General features: G+C 64.1%; 18 protein-coding genes and 1 tRNA gene. 12 read left to right on the top strand and 7 right to left on the bottom strand.

Translation table 11 applies throughout. The features are described from left to right. Positions 1-20: 20 nt before the first annotated feature. On the top strand, positions 21-815 hold the full coding sequence (locus JJB99_RS01950; protein WP_200497143.1) for a glutamine amidotransferase: 795 nt from the start codon (positions 21-23) through the stop codon (positions 813-815). Between the two features lie 96 nt (positions 816-911). Further along, positions 912-1,724, top strand: a complete 813-nt coding sequence (locus JJB99_RS01955) for an enoyl-CoA hydratase (RefSeq protein ID WP_200497144.1) — start codon at positions 912-914, stop codon at positions 1,722-1,724. 106 nt (positions 1,725-1,830) lie between these two features. On the opposite strand, the gene JJB99_RS01960 is transcribed toward JJB99_RS01955, so the two are convergent. Continuing rightward, a tRNA-Ala gene (locus JJB99_RS01960) sits at positions 1,831-1,906 on the bottom strand. Between the two features lie 202 nt (positions 1,907-2,108). Between JJB99_RS01960 and JJB99_RS01965 the strand changes: the two genes are divergently transcribed. From JJB99_RS01965 to folD, 3 genes are read left to right on the top strand one after another with little or no spacing between them, the layout of a single operon-like run. After that, positions 2,109-2,399 carry a YggT family protein gene (locus tag JJB99_RS01965; RefSeq protein WP_097660567.1) on the top strand — a complete coding sequence of 97 codons (291 nt, stop codon included), beginning with the start codon at positions 2,109-2,111 and terminating at the stop codon, positions 2,397-2,399. A gap of 15 nt (positions 2,400-2,414) precedes the next feature. After that, positions 2,415-2,759, top strand: coding sequence for a DUF167 domain-containing protein (locus tag JJB99_RS01970; protein WP_200497145.1), 345 nt, complete (start codon positions 2,415-2,417; stop codon positions 2,757-2,759). 10 nt (positions 2,760-2,769) lie between these two features. Continuing rightward, positions 2,770-3,654: a bifunctional methylenetetrahydrofolate dehydrogenase/methenyltetrahydrofolate cyclohydrolase FolD gene (gene folD / locus JJB99_RS01975; protein WP_200497146.1), complete on the top strand. Its 885-nt coding sequence runs from the start codon at positions 2,770-2,772 to the stop codon at positions 3,652-3,654. Between the two features lie 141 nt (positions 3,655-3,795). Here folD and ppa read toward each other — a convergent pair whose 3' ends face one another. Both ppa and JJB99_RS01985 read right to left on the bottom strand, forming a co-directional pair. Beyond that, positions 3,796-4,332 carry an inorganic diphosphatase gene (ppa, locus tag JJB99_RS01980; protein ID WP_200497147.1) on the bottom strand — a complete coding sequence of 179 codons (537 nt, stop codon included), beginning with the start codon at positions 4,330-4,332 and terminating at the stop codon, positions 3,796-3,798. A gap of 178 nt (positions 4,333-4,510) precedes the next feature. Then, positions 4,511-5,020: a GNAT family N-acetyltransferase gene (locus JJB99_RS01985; protein ID WP_200497148.1), complete on the bottom strand. Its 510-nt coding sequence runs from the start codon at positions 5,018-5,020 to the stop codon at positions 4,511-4,513. A gap of 268 nt (positions 5,021-5,288) precedes the next feature. On the opposite strand from JJB99_RS01985, the gene JJB99_RS01990 reads away from it, so the two are divergent. The 5 genes from JJB99_RS01990 (at position 5,289) to JJB99_RS02010 (ending at position 9,352) form a co-directional block, all read left to right on the top strand. Next, the gene (locus JJB99_RS01990) at positions 5,289-6,188 is read left to right on the top strand and encodes a dienelactone hydrolase family protein (RefSeq protein ID WP_200500014.1); all 900 of its coding nucleotides are present in this window, start codon (positions 5,289-5,291) and stop codon (positions 6,186-6,188) included. After that, on the top strand, positions 6,185-6,652 hold the full coding sequence (locus JJB99_RS01995; protein ID WP_200497149.1) for a DUF2269 family protein: 468 nt from the start codon (positions 6,185-6,187) through the stop codon (positions 6,650-6,652). Before JJB99_RS01990 ends, JJB99_RS01995 begins: the two co-directional genes overlap by 4 nt. Positions 6,653-6,660: 8 nt before the next feature. Then, a complete protein-coding gene (locus tag JJB99_RS02000) occupies positions 6,661-7,980 on the top strand; it encodes an SDR family oxidoreductase (RefSeq protein WP_200497150.1) in 1,320 nt (439 codons plus the stop codon). Beyond that, positions 7,980-8,387 (top strand): thiol-disulfide oxidoreductase DCC family protein, encoded by a 408-nt coding sequence (locus JJB99_RS02005; protein ID WP_200497151.1) that lies wholly within the window; start codon positions 7,980-7,982, stop codon positions 8,385-8,387. Before JJB99_RS02000 ends, JJB99_RS02005 begins: the two co-directional genes overlap by 1 nt. Before the next feature lie 65 nt (positions 8,388-8,452). Continuing rightward, positions 8,453-9,352 carry an HNH endonuclease gene (locus tag JJB99_RS02010; protein ID WP_200497152.1) on the top strand — a complete coding sequence of 300 codons (900 nt, stop codon included), beginning with the start codon at positions 8,453-8,455 and terminating at the stop codon, positions 9,350-9,352. Here JJB99_RS02010 and JJB99_RS02015 read toward each other — a convergent pair. Further along, positions 9,349-10,596: a flavin monoamine oxidase family protein gene (locus JJB99_RS02015; RefSeq protein ID WP_200497153.1), complete on the bottom strand. Its 1,248-nt coding sequence runs from the start codon at positions 10,594-10,596 to the stop codon at positions 9,349-9,351. The two genes, JJB99_RS02010 and JJB99_RS02015, sit on opposite strands and share 4 nt — an antisense overlap. A gap of 241 nt (positions 10,597-10,837) precedes the next feature. Continuing rightward, positions 10,838-12,664 (bottom strand): translational GTPase TypA, encoded by a 1,827-nt coding sequence (typA, locus tag JJB99_RS02020; protein WP_200497154.1) that lies wholly within the window; start codon positions 12,662-12,664, stop codon positions 10,838-10,840. 2 nt (positions 12,665-12,666) lie between these two features. Here typA and JJB99_RS02025 point away from each other — a divergent pair, with 2 nt between their 5' ends. Further along, the gene (locus tag JJB99_RS02025) at positions 12,667-12,873 is read left to right on the top strand and encodes a hypothetical protein (RefSeq protein ID WP_200497155.1); all 207 of its coding nucleotides are present in this window, start codon (positions 12,667-12,669) and stop codon (positions 12,871-12,873) included. Positions 12,874-12,946: 73 nt separating this feature from the next. Here JJB99_RS02025 and JJB99_RS02030 read toward each other — a convergent pair whose 3' ends face one another. Then, entirely contained in the window at positions 12,947-13,711 is a 765-nt protein-coding gene (locus tag JJB99_RS02030; RefSeq protein WP_200497156.1) for a Crp/Fnr family transcriptional regulator, read from the bottom strand. Positions 13,712-13,895: 184 nt separating this feature from the next. Here JJB99_RS02030 and JJB99_RS02035 point away from each other — a divergent pair, with 184 nt between their 5' ends. Continuing rightward, positions 13,896-14,279, top strand: a complete 384-nt coding sequence (locus JJB99_RS02035; protein ID WP_200497157.1) for a response regulator — start codon at positions 13,896-13,898, stop codon at positions 14,277-14,279. A 24-nt stretch (positions 14,280-14,303) separates the two neighbouring features. On the opposite strand, the gene JJB99_RS02040 is transcribed toward JJB99_RS02035, so the two are convergent. Further along, positions 14,304-15,851: an alkaline phosphatase D family protein gene (locus JJB99_RS02040; protein WP_200497158.1), complete on the bottom strand. Its 1,548-nt coding sequence runs from the start codon at positions 15,849-15,851 to the stop codon at positions 14,304-14,306. Positions 15,852-15,970: the final 119 nt, after the last annotated feature.

Raw genomic sequence — 15,970 nt, forward strand, 5'->3', positions numbered from 1 at the left:
CGATAGCACTCGCAAAGGCCATGTCGTTCCGGACGGACAGGTTTGGTGGCGCAGAACTGGTGCCCTTCCGAAAGAGGGCGCCGGGCGCCGCTGCCTCGGAAGCCCGGTTGCCGGTTCTGATCGTCCTGCACCAGGAATCCTCGACACCCGGCCGCGTCGGCAATGCCCTGCGCACGCTCGGCCACCGCCTCGACATCCGTCGGCCCCGCTTCGGCGATCCCCTCCCTGAAACACTCGACCGACATGCCGGCGCCGTGGTCTTCGGCGGCCCGATGAGCGCCAACGATCCCGACGATTACATCCGCCGCGAGATCGACTGGATCGAAATTCCGCTCCGCGAACAGCGGCCATTCCTCGGCATCTGCCTCGGCGCGCAGATGCTCGCGATGCAGCTTGGGGCACGCGTCGCGCCGCACGCGGATGCGCTGACTCAGATCGGTTACTACCCGATCCGACCGACCGCGGCGGGCCGCGCGCTCTGCCCGGACTGGCCCGAGCGGGTCTATCACTGGCACCGCGAGGGCTTTCAGTTGCCGCGCGGTGCCGAACTGCTGGCGGAAGGCGATGATTTTCCGATCCAGGCGTTTCGCACCGGCAATGCCTTCGGCGTGCAGTTCCATCCCGACGTGACCTACGCGATGATGCATTGCTGGACCACGCGCGGCTACGAGGGCCTCAGCGCGCCCGGTGCGCGCGAGCGGCATCACCATTTCGCGGACCGCGCCGTGTACGATGCCGCCGAACGCGCTTGGCTCGATCATTTCATCGGCGGCTGGCTGGCGCGCCGGCCGGTGCTGGCGCAAGCCGCCGAGTGATCGCGCACACGCACGAAGTCCTTGCCTGATCCCTGAATATGCTAGGCTCGCCGCCAACGAGCGCGCGAACGCGCCGGCAAACAACGGGAGAGCGCGATGGCCTACGAACACATTCTCTATGAGGTGAGCGACAAGATCGCCACCATCACGCTCAATCGCCCCGACCGCATGAATGCGTGGACGCCGACCATGGAGCGCGACGTACGCCACGCGATGGAAGCATCCAGCGCCGACGAGAACGTCCGCGTCATCGTGCTGACAGGCGCGGGCCGCGCCTTCTGCGCCGGCGCCGACATGGATGCATTGAAGGGGCTCGATCCCAACGATGTCAGGCGCGCATCGAACCTGCCGCCGTTCGACATGAACCGGCGCCCGGACTGGCAGACGCGCTACGGCTTCTATCCGTCGATCGGAAAGCCCGTCATCGCCATGCTCAACGGTGCGACGGCGGGTATCGGCCTCGTCCACGCGCTCTATTGCGACCTGCGCTTTGCCGCTGATAACACGGTGTTCACGACAGCCTTCGCGCGGCGCGGGCTTATCGCCGAACATGGAATCTCCTGGATGCTGCCGCGCATCGTCGGCCATGCCAACGCGATGGATCTCTTGCTGTCGGCGCGGCGTGTTTCGAGCGATGAGGCACTGCGGATCGGATTGGTGAACCGGCTGTGCTCGCCCGAGAAGCTGCGCGAGGAAACCTATGCCTATGCGCGCGACCTCGCCGATTTCGTCTCGCCGAGTGCGATGGCGGTGATCAAGCGGCAGCTTTACGAGGTGCCGTTCCAGACGCTGGCCGAAGCCACGATCGAAGCCAATCGCGAGATGCTGGTGGCGCTGAACGGGAGTGACTTCCGCGAGGGGGTGGCGAGCTTCATGGAGAAGCGGCCGCCGCGATTTACGGGGAAGTAGAAGATTTATGGTGAAGGTCCGCCGTCGCCCTTCGGGCTATGGCGGGCGGGACAGCCTTCGCTACGCGAGGGCTTGCCTAGCCGTAGCTCGCGAAGCGAGCGAAGGCTGGTGGAGCCAGGCGGGATCGAACCGCCGACCTCGTCATTGCGAACGACGCGCTCTCCCAGCTGAGCTATGGCCCCTTTGCTGGCCGCTCTGGTGAACACGGCCGACAACCGGGCGCCATTTAAGTCCCCGCCAAGGTCAAGTCAAGGACGGGTGTAACCCGGTTTTAGCCCTCCGGACGCCGACTTCCCTTGTTTGGGGCGGGGGGAACCGATATCTAGCAACGGCGTCAGTCCCGACCGAAGCCAGAGTTTTCAAAAGCCAGAGTCTGCAAAAGCCATGCGTGCCGTTCTCGACATCGTCATCATCGTGCTCGACCTCTACGTCTGGCTGCTGATCGCCTCCGCGATCCTGTCCTGGCTGATCGCCTTCAACGTCGTGAACACCCGCAACCAGTTCGTGTCGGCGGTGGCGGAGTTCCTGTACCGGATCACCGAACCGGTGCTGGCGCCGATTCGCAATCTGCTGCCCAGTCTCGGCGGCCTCGATATCTCGCCGATTATCCTGATCCTGCTCATCATGTTTATCGAGCGGGTGATCCTGTACTACATCTACCCGAACGTGATCTGAGCAGGCGGGAGCGCCTTGGTTGCAAGAGAAGCCTCTAGGGAGCCTTGGCGCTACTCGGCCGCTGGGATCAGCATCGCGCTGCGGGTAACGCCGCGCGGCGGCCGCGACGACATCAACGGGATCGAGCAATTGGCCGACGGCCGCAGCGTGCTCAAGGTGCGGGTGCGTGCGATCGCCGATGGCGGCGAGGCCAACAAGGCCGTTCTGGTGCTGCTGGCGAAATCGCTTGGCGTGCCCACGGCCAGCGTCAAGCTGCTATCCGGAGCCACCTCGCGGCTGAAGCAGATCGCGATCGACGGCGATCCGGCGCGGCTTGGCGAAGCGCTGCGCAAGCTCGCCTCGGCCCAATCGAAAGACTGAAAGAACTGACATGACCGCAAAAATCATCGATGGAAAAATCATTGCCGCGGAACTCCGCGCGCGCGTTGCCGACGAGGTCGCCCGCGTCAGGCGCGAGCACAATCTGGTGCCGGGTCTCGCCGTGGTGCTGGTCGGCAATGACCCCGCGAGCGAGGTTTATGTCCGCTCCAAGCACACGCAGACGCAAGGCGCCGGCATGGCCTCGTTCGAGCACAAGCTGCCGGCCGATGTCTCGCAAGCGGATCTCCTGGCGCTCATCGGAAAGCTCAATCGCGATCCCGCCGTGCACGGCATTCTGGTGCAGCTGCCGCTGCCGAAGGGCCTGAACACCGAGGCCGTGATCAACGCCATCGATCCCGCCAAGGACGTCGACGGCCTGCATCCGAACAATGCGGGCCGGCTCGCTGGCGGCTTCGAGGCTCTATCGCCCTGCACGCCGCTCGGCTGCATCATCCTGACCAAGAGCGTACACGCCTCGCTCGAAGGCATGAACGCCATCGTCATCGGCCGCTCCAATCTGGTCGGCCGTCCGCTGGTGCAATTGCTGCTGAACGAGAACGCCACGGTGACGATCGCGCATTCGCGCTCGCGCGACTTGCCCGGTCTGGTGAAGCGCGCCGACCTCGTCTATGCCGCGGTCGGCAAGCCTGAGATGGTCCGTGGTGACTGGCTGAAGCCGGGCGCAACCGTGATCGACGTCGGCATCAACCGCATCCCGAAGGACGACGGCAAGACCCGCCTGGTCGGTGACATCGCCTATCAGGAAGCGCTGGCCGTGGCCGGTGCGGTGACGCCGGTGCCCGGTGGCGTCGGCCAGATGACGGTAGCGTGCCTTTTGGTGAACACGCTGCGCGCCGCCTGTGCGATCGCGGGGCTGCCGAAGCCGGCGGTGTAGGTCGGGCTCTCGTGCCCCGGACGCAGCGCAGCGCTTCTTTAGCGGTGCGTTGCTGAGCCGGGGCCCAGTGCAAGTGGCACCATGGGTCCCGGCTCAGCGTCGCGTCATTTCATGCCGCGCCGCGTCCGGGACAGGGATGCTTCAGCCCCTCTTCTTCTTCTCGCGCTCGATGCCTTCGAGGATCAGCTTGTGCGCGTCTTCCGGGCCGCCCCAACGCAAAATCTTGACCCATTTGCCCTTCTCGAGATCCTTGTAGTGCTCGAAGAAGTGCTGGATCTGCTGCAGGGTGATGTCGGGGAGGTCGGAATACGACTTTACCTTGTCGTAGCGCTGCGTCAGCTTCGACGACGGCACCGCCAGGATCTTCTCGTCGCCGCCAGCCTCGTCTTCCATGAACAGCACGCCGACCGGGCGCACGCTCATGACGGCGCCGGGGATGATGGCGCGAGTGTTGATGATCAGCACGTCGCAGGGATCGCCGTCGTCCGATAGCGTATGCGGGATGAAGCCGTAATTGCCGGGGTAACGCATCGGCGTGTAGAGGAAGCGGTCGACAACCAGCGTGCCGGCCTCCTTGTCCATCTCGTATTTGATCGGTTCGCCGCCAACGGGGACTTCGATGATGACGTTGACATCGTGGGGGACGTTTTTCCCGATCGAGACCGCATCGATACGCATTCAAGGCTCCGTTGTTGCCGAGGTTAAATCGCGCCCGGCAGCGATTTTGGCGCTGTCATACGCGGGCTTGGCCCGCCGATCCATCGCGTTTTTGTGAAATAATGAATCCGGCGATCACCGGCGGAAAAGGCTGGCGGTATCGGCGGAGGGAAAGGCTACCAGCTCAGCTTTCAGCAGCTCAATTGGTCCAGGCGAAGGCAACCTTATCGAGCGCCTTCGGCCCGAACCGCTCTGATGAGCGCGCCACCATGCGGCCGCCGAGGGCACGATAGAACTCGGTGGCGGGATCGTTGTCCGAGAGCGCCCACACCACCATGCTCTTCAGGCCGCTCTGCATCAGATCGCGGCGGGCCGCGGTGAACAGGCGGCGGCCGAAGCCGAGGCCCTGGAATTCGGGGCGCAGATAGAGCTCGTAGATCTCGCCGTCGAAATGCAGGCTGCGGGCGCGGTTGCGGCCGTAGTTTGCATAGCCTGCGATCTTGTCGCCGAACACCAGCACGCTGACGCGGCTGCCCTTGCGGATCGCGCTATCCCACCATTGCGGGCCGCGGCGGTTGATCAGCTTCTCCAACTCGGCGCCGGGAATGATGCCCTGATAGGCCGAACGCCAGGCTTCGTCATGGGTGGACGCCACCGCAGATGCATCTGCAGCCTTGGCCGGCCGGACCTCGATCAGGGTTGTGCTCATGGACGCAATCAAACCAAGTCGCCGCGCCGGCGGCAAGACCTATCGTTAATTATCGGTTAACCTGTGGACTTTGTGCATCAGTATTTTGGCCATGTTGTACCGAAAAAAGACAAGACGCCAGTTCGAACGGCGTCGTACTGCCAATACGTCGGTGCAAAACTGTTTTGCGACAACGAATGAACGGCAATGGCAGCGCAGAAAGTCCGCCCAGGATGATTCGTTCCTACTAGTGTGGTCCCTCGCTGTCCGTGTTCGCCTTTGGCAATTCATGCGGCTCTTCAACGCCCTCGCTCTCCTGCCTGTGCTGGCCATGCTGACCGCGGCGCCGGTGTGTGCTCAGGTCACGTTCGGCGCGCGGGGCGAGGAAGGCGAACCGTTTCGCCGGCAGGAATGGCGTGTGCCCTCATCGGATACCGGTATTGCCGCGCACGCGCTGTTGTTTCGCCCCGCAGGCCCCGGTCCGTTCCGGCTTGCAATCATCGCGCACGCCTCGACGCAGAACGTGTTGCGTCGCGCGCAAATGCCGCAGCCGGAATACCGCGCGCTAGCAGCCTTTCTCGTCGTGCGAGGATTTGCCGTGCTGGTGCCCCAGCGGCTCGGCCATGGCGCGACGGGCGGCCGCTATGTCGAGGACCAGGGCGGCTGTGACGAAGCGGATTACGCGCGCGCCGGCCGCGCAACGGCGGACCAAATTTCGCGCGCGCTGGAATTCCTGCGAAAGCAGGATTCTATTCGCAAGGATGGAGCGGTCGTGATCGGCCATTCCGCCGGTGCCTGGGGTGCGCTGGCGCTGGCCAATGCCGATCCGAGGACCATCGGCGCGATCATCGCGTTTGCGCCCGGGCGCGGCGGCCATGCCAATGATGAGCCGAACCGGTTCTGCGCGCCTCATATGTTGTTCGCAGCGGCAGCTGAATTCGGCAAGAGCGCGCGGATTCCGGTCACCTGGCTGGTTGCGGTCAATGACAGCTACTTCGCACCGGATTTTTCGCAAAAATTGGCGGACGCGTTTCGCGGCAGCGGCGGCAAGGTCGATTTCCGCACGCTGCCGGCCGTCGGCAGCGAGGGCCACTGGATGATCGAGCTTGACGCGGGGGTCAATGCTGCAAGCAGCGAGCTCGCGCGCGCCCTGAACCCGCCAAAGCCTGTGGCGACCAAGAAACCATGACGTTCTATTTCCTGGTCAAATTTTTCCATGTGCTCGGTGCCGTTGTCATTCTCGGCACCGGAACAGGCATCGCCTTCTTCATGCTGATGGCACATCGCACGAATGACGCCGCGTTTATCGCGCGCACCGCTTCGGTGGTGGTGATCGCGGACGCGCTCTTCACGCTGTCGGCCGTGATGCTCCAGCCGCTTACGGGCGGCCTGCTGATGATGCTGTCGGCGACGCCGATCACCGAGCGCTGGCTGCTGGCCTCGCTCGCGCTCTACGTCTTTGCCGGCCTGTTCTGGGTTCCCGTCATCTTCATGCAGATCGAAATGCGCGATCTCGCGCGCAAGGCCGCCGAACAGTGCAGCGCGCTGCCGGAGCGCTACTTCATCCTGTTCCGCCGCTGGTTCGCGTTCGGCTTCCCAGGCTTCGGCGCGACAATGCTGATTCTCTGGCTGATGATCGCGAAGCCATTTTGAGAAACGCAATGAACCAACGAACCATTTTGGTGCTCGGCGCCTCCGGCCTGATCGGCCGCTTCGTCACCGACGATCTTCGCGCGCGGGGCTTTCGCGTCGTTGGCGTCGCGCGCAGCCTGTCGCCGGCGCAGAAGATGAGCGCGCTGGATCTCGAGCTGCCGATCATGTCGATGGATGCAGCCGCGCTGACGCGATTCTTCGGCGAGCATGCGGTGGACATCATCGTCAATTGCCTCGGCGTGCTCCAGGACGGACCCGGCAGCGACACCAATGCCGTACATCGCGATTTCGTCGCGCGGCTGCTTCAAGCTGTTGCCGGAAGCGGCCGGGCGATCCGGCTGGTCCATATCTCTATTCCGGGCACCGCAGCGGCCGATCGCACCGCCTTCGCAACCACCAAGCGCGAGGCCGAGCGCCTGATCGCGGCCTCCGGCATTCCCCACGCCATCCTGCGGCCCGGCTTGGTGATCGCGCCATCAGCCTATGGCGGCAGCGCGATGCTGCGCGCGCTCGCCGCCTTCCCGCTCGACTTGCCTGCGAAGGAGATGGCAACGCCGTTCCACTTCGTGGCGATCGAGGATATTTCGGCGACCATCGCCTGGCTCGCCGCGCGCGACGTCGACGATGCGAATGCGAAAGCCGTGACCTGGGATCTGATGCAGGCCGAGCCGGTCACCATGGCCGGTGTCGTCAAGCAATTCCGCCGGGCCTTCGGCACGGAGGGTTGGCCTCATGTCGCCATACCGTCCCTCATGCTCGGTCTCTGCGCGAAAATCGGCGATCTCGCCAGCTATCTCGGTTGGATGCCGCCGATGCGCTCCACCGCCATCGCCGAGCTGCGCCGCGGCGTGAGCGGCGATCCCTCCGCATGGATCGCCACCACGGGCCTCGCGCCGAAGACGCTGGCCGAGACGATCGGGCGCCATCCCGCCACCATCCAGGACAAATGGTTCGCCCGGCTGTTTTTGATGAAGGCGCTGATTGTTGCCAGCCTGGCCGCGTTCTGGCTCGTCTCCGGCTTCATCGCACTGTTCGTGTCCTACCGCGCCGCCGCGGGCATCCTGACCGCGCACAATTTCCCGCCGGCGCTGGTCGATCCCATCACCATAGGCACCAGCCTGATGGACATCAGCATCGGCGCGCTCATCGCCGTTCGCCGCACCGCGGCGATCGGGCTCGTTGCGGGCATCATGGCCTCGCTTGGCTACATGCTCGGCGCGGCGATCCTCGCGCCCGATCTCTGGATCGAGCCGCTCGGCGCGCTGGTGAAGACCGGGCCGGCGATCGTGCTGATGCTCGTAGCGTTGCTCATGCTGGATAATCGCTGATGCCAAAATGGCCCGACGACGACGTGATCCTGTATGACGGCGTTTGCATCTTCTGCTCGCGCTGGATCCGCTTCGTCGCGGAGCGCGATACGGCGAAGCGGTTTCGGTTCACGCCGATCCAGTCGCACTATGGCGCGGAGCTCGCGCGAACGTTCGGCATCGACCCCGACGATCCCGATACCAACGCCGTCGTCCATGGCGGTGAGGCGTTCACGAAGTCGGACGCCGCGCTGACGGTGCTGTCGCTGTTACCGGGATGGAGCTGCGTGCGCGCGCTGTTTGCCGTGCCGAAGCCGCTGCGCGACCCCGTCTACAGCCTCATCGCCCGCAACCGCTACCGCATCTTCGGCAAGTACGATTCGTGCTTCGTGCCCGATGCGGATCTGCGGGCAAGGGTGATTGAGTAATTTTGGTTGTGCAGAGAGGCTGCCTCCAACTTAAAGACAAGCCTCGGGAGCGATAAAGTCAAGGAATGTCGAAGGCGGTTCTTACTACGAAAGTGATGCCCGGGTATAAAGACCTGCCCGAGGTCCGCTACCATTTTCCTCGCACCTATCTAAATCAGATTCGGCAGGCGGTCGGTGACCATGTTCTTTACTACGAGCCCAGGCGAACGACCGTAGAGCTGTCGAGTTTCGGTGGGCGGCAATCCTACTTTGGAGTCGCTCGCGTAGTAGGTCTCATCGAAGACAGGGACCAAGCAGATCATTATTACGCACTCGTGGATGACTACTTGGATTTCGATCGACCCGTCCCTTTCGCCGAAGGCAGCCGCTACTACGAAAGCGCTCTTAGAAAAGCAGATGGAAGTACTAACAAGGGTGCTTTTGGCCGTGCCGTTAGGCTGATCCCTGATGCTGAATTTGACCAGATTTTGAAGGCCGGGTTCGCCCCTATTCTTGGTGAAGAGACGCCTCGCCATCAGCCGTCTCAATTCGAAATATCTGAGCCGAACATTGCCTTTGAGCGTCCGATTGTCGAGATGACAGTTTCGCGGCCATTTCGCGAGAGATCATTTATGTACAACGTTCGCGCCGCGTACGAGAATCGATGCGCGATGACAGGACTTCGGCTCATCAATGGAGGTGGACGCCCTGAGGTCCAGGCGGCGCACATTCAACCCGTCGCGGAGAAGGGGCCGGACTCCGTCCGCAACGGCTTGGCTCTTTCCGGCACGGTGCACTGGATGTTTGACCGAGGCCTCATCTCGATAGGAGACGATTACAAAATCCTAACTGCGGAGAGCCACGTTCCGGACGATGCCCTGCGGCTCCTCAATCAAAGCCGGATGATCAATCTCCCGGCTGACCCGGCCTTCTACCCAAATGCACTCTTTCTGAAGTTTCACAGAGACAAGATATTCAAAGGCTAGCGCTTCCCGATCGCCGCCAGCACTTCCTTCGCCGCCCGCTCGCCGCTGTCCCGCGCGCCATGGGCAGTCGAGAAAAAGTTCGGCGAAGTGGCCTCACCTGCAAAGAACAGCCGGCCATCGACCGGCGCCGCCAGCACGGCGCGATCTCCGGCATGGCCGGGCAGCGCGTGCGAATAGGAGCCGCGGGCGAATGGATCTTGCGCCCAGCGCGATTCGCGTAGCGGCCTCAGCTTGCGCCTGATGTCGTTGCCGAGGAAGCTCGCGATCTCATCGATGCTTTGCGCGGCGAAGGCGCCATCGCCTGCGTCCTCCAGCTCGCGGGCAAACCGGCCGCCGAAAAAGCCGTCGATGCAGGGCTGGCCGAACGGGCGGATGTGGTAGGTGCCCATTGCGGTGCGCATGGTGGCGCCGCGCAGATTTCCCTCGACCGGAAATTCGTCCGCGTCCGCCAGCGCCAGCACCACCTTGTCGTCCACCCCGAGCGGCAGGCCGCGCGCGGCATCGAGCTTGGCCGGCAGCGCCGGGAAGAAGCGAATGGCCTCATCGGCGATCAGATTGGTCGGGACGGTGACGATCGCGGCCGCGGTCTCGATGATCCCTCGCGGCGTCTCGAGGCGGATGCGCTTGCCGGAATGGTCGACCAGCGTGACCTCGCAATTCAGCGCGACCGGGCACGGCGCGCCATACGCGGCGATCAGCGTTCCGTATCCGGCGCGCACCCGCCAATTGAAATAGGTGTCCTCATAGGCCCCCATATCGAGCAGCGAGACCTGGTCGAGCTCGCACCCGTTCACATAGGTCGAGATCGCGTCGATCATCGGATTCCAGCGATTGCCCGGCTCGAGATAACGGGCGGCAGGTGCATCCTCGCCTTCCTCCGCGGCGTCCCAGAGGCGCTCGTAGAATTCGTCGATCGCGCGCACGAACTCCATGCGCTCGGCCTCGGGAAACGCATCGCCAAAGGCGCGATCGCCCCAGGGCGGCAGGTCGGTGTTGATCTCGAAATTGAGCTGTTTTGCGATCGGAACGAAGGAGTTCTTGTCGGCCGAATGCAGCCAGCCGCAGCCAACATCGAAGGTGACCTCGGGCGACGCCTGCACGGTCCAGGCGCGGCCGCCGAGCCGGTCTCGCGCCTCCAGCACGATCGCGGAGAGGCCGGAGCCATCAAGCGCATGCGCCGCGCCGAGGCCGGCGGCACCGGCCCCGATGATCGCGACGTCGACGGAGGAGGGGAGGGAACTCATGGGTGGGCTCTAGCACGTTCGCGATACGTGCTAAAGGCGCCACAAGCCGAGCTGTCATCGTCCGGCTTGACCGGACGATCCAGTATTCCAGAGACAGCGAGATTAGAACCGAGAAGCCGCAGCGTACTGGATGCTCCGGTCCCGGCTCCGCTAGGCTACGCCGGGCCTACACGGGCGCTCGGCCGGCGAAGCTTCAGCGAAGACAGCAAGCCGGGGCATGACAGTCGTTAAGAGCGGTAGCTTACGCCACCGCTTCCTTGGACTTTTCCGCGCGCTTGCGCTCGTTCGGGTCGAGGTGCTTCTTGCGCAGGCGGATCGACTTCGGCGTGACCTCGACGAGCTCGTCATCCTCGATATAGGCCAGCGCCTTTTCCAGCGTCATCCGGATCGGCGGGGTCAGGCGCACGGCTTCGTCCTTCGACGTCGTGCGGATGTTGGTGAGCTGCTTGCCCTTGAGCACGTTGATCTCGAGATCGTTGTCGCGGGTGTGCTCGCCGACGATCATGCCCTTGTAGACCTTCCAGCCCGGCTCGATCATCATCGGGCCGCGGTCTTCCAGCTTGAACATGGCGTAGGCCACCGCTTCGCCCTGGTCATTCGAGATCAGCACGCCGTTGCGGCGGCCCTGGATCTCGCCCTTGTACGGCGCATAGCCGTGGAACAGGCGGTTCATGATCGCGGTGCCGCGGGTGTCGGTGAGCAGCTCGCCCTGGTAGCCGATCAGGCCGCGGGTCGGCGCGTAGAACACCAGACGCTGGCGGTTGCCGCCCGACGGCTTCATTTCGATCAGCTCGGATTTGCGCTCGCTCATCTTCTGCACGACGACACCGGAATGCTCTTCGTCGACGTCGATCACGACTTCCTCGATCGGCTCCAAGGTGGCGCCGGTGGCTTCATCTTTCTGGAACACGACGCGCGGGCGCGACACCGAGAGCTCAAAGCCCTCGCGGCGCATGGTCTCGATCAGGATCGCGAGCTGCAATTCGCCGCGGCCGGAGACTTCCATCGCGTCCTTGTCGGCGGCCTCGACCACGCGCAACGCGACGTTGCCCTCGGCTTCGCGCAACAGACGGTCGCGGATCATGCGGCTCGTCACCTTGTCGCCTTCAGTGCCGGCGAGCGGGGAGTTGTTGACGATGAAGGACATCGACACGGTCGGCGGGTCGATCGGCTGGGCCGGTAGCGGCACCTCGACGGTCGGGTCGCAGAAGGTGTCGGCGACGGTGCCCTTGGTCAGGCCCGCAATCGCGACGATGTCGCCGGCTTCGGCTTCGTCGAGCGGGATGCGCTCGAGACCGCGGAACGCCAGGATCTTGGTGATGCGCCCGGACTCGACCAGCTTGCCGTCGGCGTTGAGCACCTTGACCTGCTGGTTCGGCTTGAGCACGCCCGAGGAGATGCGGCCGGTGATGATGCGGCCGAGATAGGGGTTGGCCTCCAGGATGGTGCCGATCATCCGGAACGGGCCTTCCTCGACCTTCGGCGGCGCGACGTGGCGCAGGATCAGGTCGAACAGCGGCTCCATGCCCTTGTCCTTTGGACCCTCCGGGCTCTCGGCCATCCAGCCCTGCTTGGCCGACCCGTATAGGATCGGGAAGTCGAGCTGCTCCTCGCTGGCATCGAGCGCGGCGAACAGGTCGAACACCTCGTTGATGACCTCGGTCGGACGCGCGTCGGGGCGGTCGACCTTGTTGATGACGACGATCGGCTTCAGGCCGACCTTGAGCGCCTTGGAGACCACGAACTTGGTCTGCGGCAGCGGGCCTTCGGCGGCGTCGACCAGCACCAGCGCGCCATCCACCATGTTCAGGATGCGCTCGACCTCGCCGCCGAAATCGGCGTGGCCGGGGGTGTCGACGATGTTGACGCGGGTGTCCTTCCACTGCACCGAGGCCGCCTTGGCCAGGATGGTGATGCCGCGCTCGCGCTCCAGGTCGTTGGAGTCCATGGCGCGATCGGTCACCTTCTGGTTCTCGCGGAACGTGCCGGATTGCTGGAGGAGTTTGTCGACCAGGGTCGTCTTGCCGTGGTCGACGTGGGCGATGATGGCGACGTTACGGAGGTTCATGAGTGAGCTTCTTTGCGGTCGAACAATGGGTTAAGCGCGATCTCGCCGGTCAAGCCGGGACCTCTTTTCGGACAACGCTGAAACGTGGAAAACGGGGCCTGCTTCGCCCAAAAAGGAAGCCCGGCCATATCGACCGGGCACCCTACGCGTTTGCGGCGCAATATAAGCAAAAAACGCCAAAAAACAATGTGTTCTTTGGCCCTGGTTGACTGAATTTTGTCCGGAAATCCCCGGGGCTTAGCTATCGTTCCAGACCGGTCCGGGCCTTTCGAGCAAGACCCACTACCCGGCCTCCTGCTCCTCGGTCGGATAGACCCCCCGCAGCACCTCCTCGAAGTGCATCTTCACGGCGTCATTGCACAGGCAGGCGCGCAGGCGCAGGCCGTCGCGGTTGCGGACCAGGATCGAGCCGCGACGCGTCTCGAGCACGCCTTCCGCCCTGAACGATTGAAGCACGCGGCTGGCGTAGCTGCGTCCCACCCCGAGCAGCGTCGCGAGTTGCTCGTGAGTCAGTGGCACGCTGGTCTCCTCGCCGGTGCGCTCCATCGCCGACAAAATCCATTTGGCCGTGCGCTGCTCGATGGAGTGGATGGCGTTGCAGGCGGTGGACTGGAAGATCTGCGCCAGCATGCAGTCGGCGTAGCGGGCGAAGATGTTGCGCAGCGAGGCCGAGCGCTGCTTGGCCGCTTCGAGCTTGCCGACATGAATGTGCGCAAACGGTCCGCCGAACTTCACGCAGATGCGGGTATAGGCCGGCAGAAATCCCTCGCTGACGATGCCGCCGACTGCGCCCTCGCGGCCGACCAGAATGGTCTCGACATCGCGGCCGTCCTCATTGGGAACGAGAAAGGTCGCAAGCGACGGCCCGCAGGGGAAGTGCACGATTTGGACGTTGTCGCCGGGACTGTAGAGCAGCTCGCTCGCCGCGGCCTCGTCAACGATGACGTGCGGCGCCAGCAGCGCGTAATCCGCCGCACTCAGGCGCCGCAGCAGGTTGTTGGCCGGCCGGCTGTCGACCTCGGTTGCCTTGCTGATGCGCGCGTCCATCGTCGATCCCCTGCTCTCCTTTCGACACTAGCGAGCTCCGCTCGTCGGCTGTGTGCACAACTGGACAGACGTTGAAACTCTTCTGTGGTGAGTTTCGTTCCGGGAACCCTCCGATGCGCTGGGCGCAGGCATTGGGCTGAGGCTGTCCTTAACGAACAAACATCCAGCCTCGATAGCCAGCACCATGATACCTGCCTCTCCGGACGGCTCGGCCGAAATTCCCAGCGATGTCTTGATCGTCGAGGACGATCCAATCATCGCAATCGATTTCGAGGATCGCCTGCTCGGATTTGGCGTGACGAGCGTGCGCTCCGTGGGATCGGTCGCGCAGGCACTGGCCACGATCTCGGCGCGCGCGCCGGATTTCGCGCTGCTCGACGTCGAGCTGGGCCGCGAGAAAAGCTTTGCCGTCGCCGAACGGCTGGCGGCAGCACAAATTCCCTTCGTCTTCGTGACCGGCTACGGCGCCGAGACCCGGATCCCGGCCGAATTCAAGATGCGTCCCCGACTGCAAAAGCCCTGCTCCAGCGAAGCGCTGGAGATTGCGCTACGCTCGCGCGGCACCTGATCGCCCGTCCGCGTTCTCGCGGCGTCAGGCAAGCTTCGGATCGAGCGTCGTCGACCACAGCGCAACGTCGGCGCGGTCGCGCAACGTCACCGTCATCTGGCCGGAGGCGCCGTCGATCTTGACGTGACCGAAGAACTGCATGCCGGCCGACGGCGGCAGGTTCTGCTTGTCCGGGCCGGGCGCCTTGACGAAGCGCACCTCGGGTCCAAACGTGTTGTCCATCTCGCCGGGCCCGAACGTCCCGGCGTGCAGGGGGCCCGAGACGAATTCCCAGAACGGATCGAATTCCTGGAACTGCGCCTTGTCCGGGTTGTAGTAGTGCGCGGCCGCGTAGTGCACGTCGGCCGTCAGCCAAACCGTGTTCGCGACCGGTGCCATCTTGATGAAGCGCAGCAGGTCGGCGATCTCGAACTCGCGGCCGCGCACCGGGCCATCGCCTTGCGCAAAGGCCTCCGAACCTTTCTTGTTTGCGGCATCGTCATAGACGAGGATGCTGAGCGGCATGTCGGACGCGATCACCTTCCAGGTCGCGCGCGAGTTCAGCAGGCCGCGCTTGAGCCAGGCGATCTGATCCGGGCCGAGGAAGTAGCTGGCGGGACCATATTCCGTTTCGAGATTGGCACCGTTCGGGCCGCGATAGCTGCGCTCGTCGAGCACGAACACGTCGAGATGCGGGCCGTAGGAGATCTGGCGATAGACCCGGCCGGGCTCAACGATGCTCTCGCGCATCGGATACATCTCGTGGAAGGCACGGCCCGCCCGGGCCGCGAGCAGCCTGATGTCGCGCACCTTGTAAGACGCCGGCAGCTCCTTCGACAGCGACCAATTGTTGGTCACCTCATGGTCGTCCCACTGCACGAAAACAGGCACTTCGGCATTGAAGGCGCGGACATTGTCGTCGGTGAGATTGTATTTGTGCGCGGCGCGGTACTCGTCCAGGGTCTCGGCGACCTTGGCCTTCTCCGGGATGGTGATGTTCTTCCAGGTTCTGCCGTCGGCTAATTTGACCTCGGATTGAATCGGACCGTCGGCATAGATGGTGTCGCCGGAATGCAGGAAGAAATCCGGCCGATGCTTGCGCATGGCGGAGAAGGTGAACATGCCGCCGTCGTCGGGATTGATGCCCCACCCCTGTCCTGCGACGTCGCCGCCCCAGACGAAGCTGACGTCGCGGCGGTCGGCCGGCGCGGTGCGGAAGCGGCCGACCACCGGCTCGCCTTCGATCGCGCTGTGCGAGAGATCGCGGAAGCGGACGCGATAGAAGATGTCCTGGCCTCCCGGCAGATTCTCGATCAGCATTTTTGCGGTGAAATCGCTCTCGGGCAGCGCCGTAATCGGCGGCAGCGCCCGGGCATCCTTGAACGACTCGGTCGTCGCCACCTCGACCAGCATCTGCGCGGGCCGATCGGTGCGCGCCCACACCACGCCGCCGTCGACGGTGACGTCGCCCGACTGCACGCCATGCGTCACTGCCGGCCGGTCGGCCGCGCGCGACAGATGCGGCATCGCGATTGCGCCAAGCGCACCGGCGCTGGTGGTGAGAAAGCGGCGGCGGGAGAATTTGAGTTTCATGGCTGGCTCGCGTGCTGGCGCATCTTTCGCTGTCATTCCGGAGTGCGCGAAGCGCGAAGCCGGAATGATAGCGAAAGCTATAGGGAGGCAATGTGACGCAGCAATTACGCGCGGAGGCG

Source organism: Bradyrhizobium diazoefficiens (genome assembly GCF_016616235.1).
Taxonomy (GTDB): domain Bacteria; phylum Pseudomonadota; class Alphaproteobacteria; order Rhizobiales; family Xanthobacteraceae; genus Bradyrhizobium; species Bradyrhizobium diazoefficiens_H.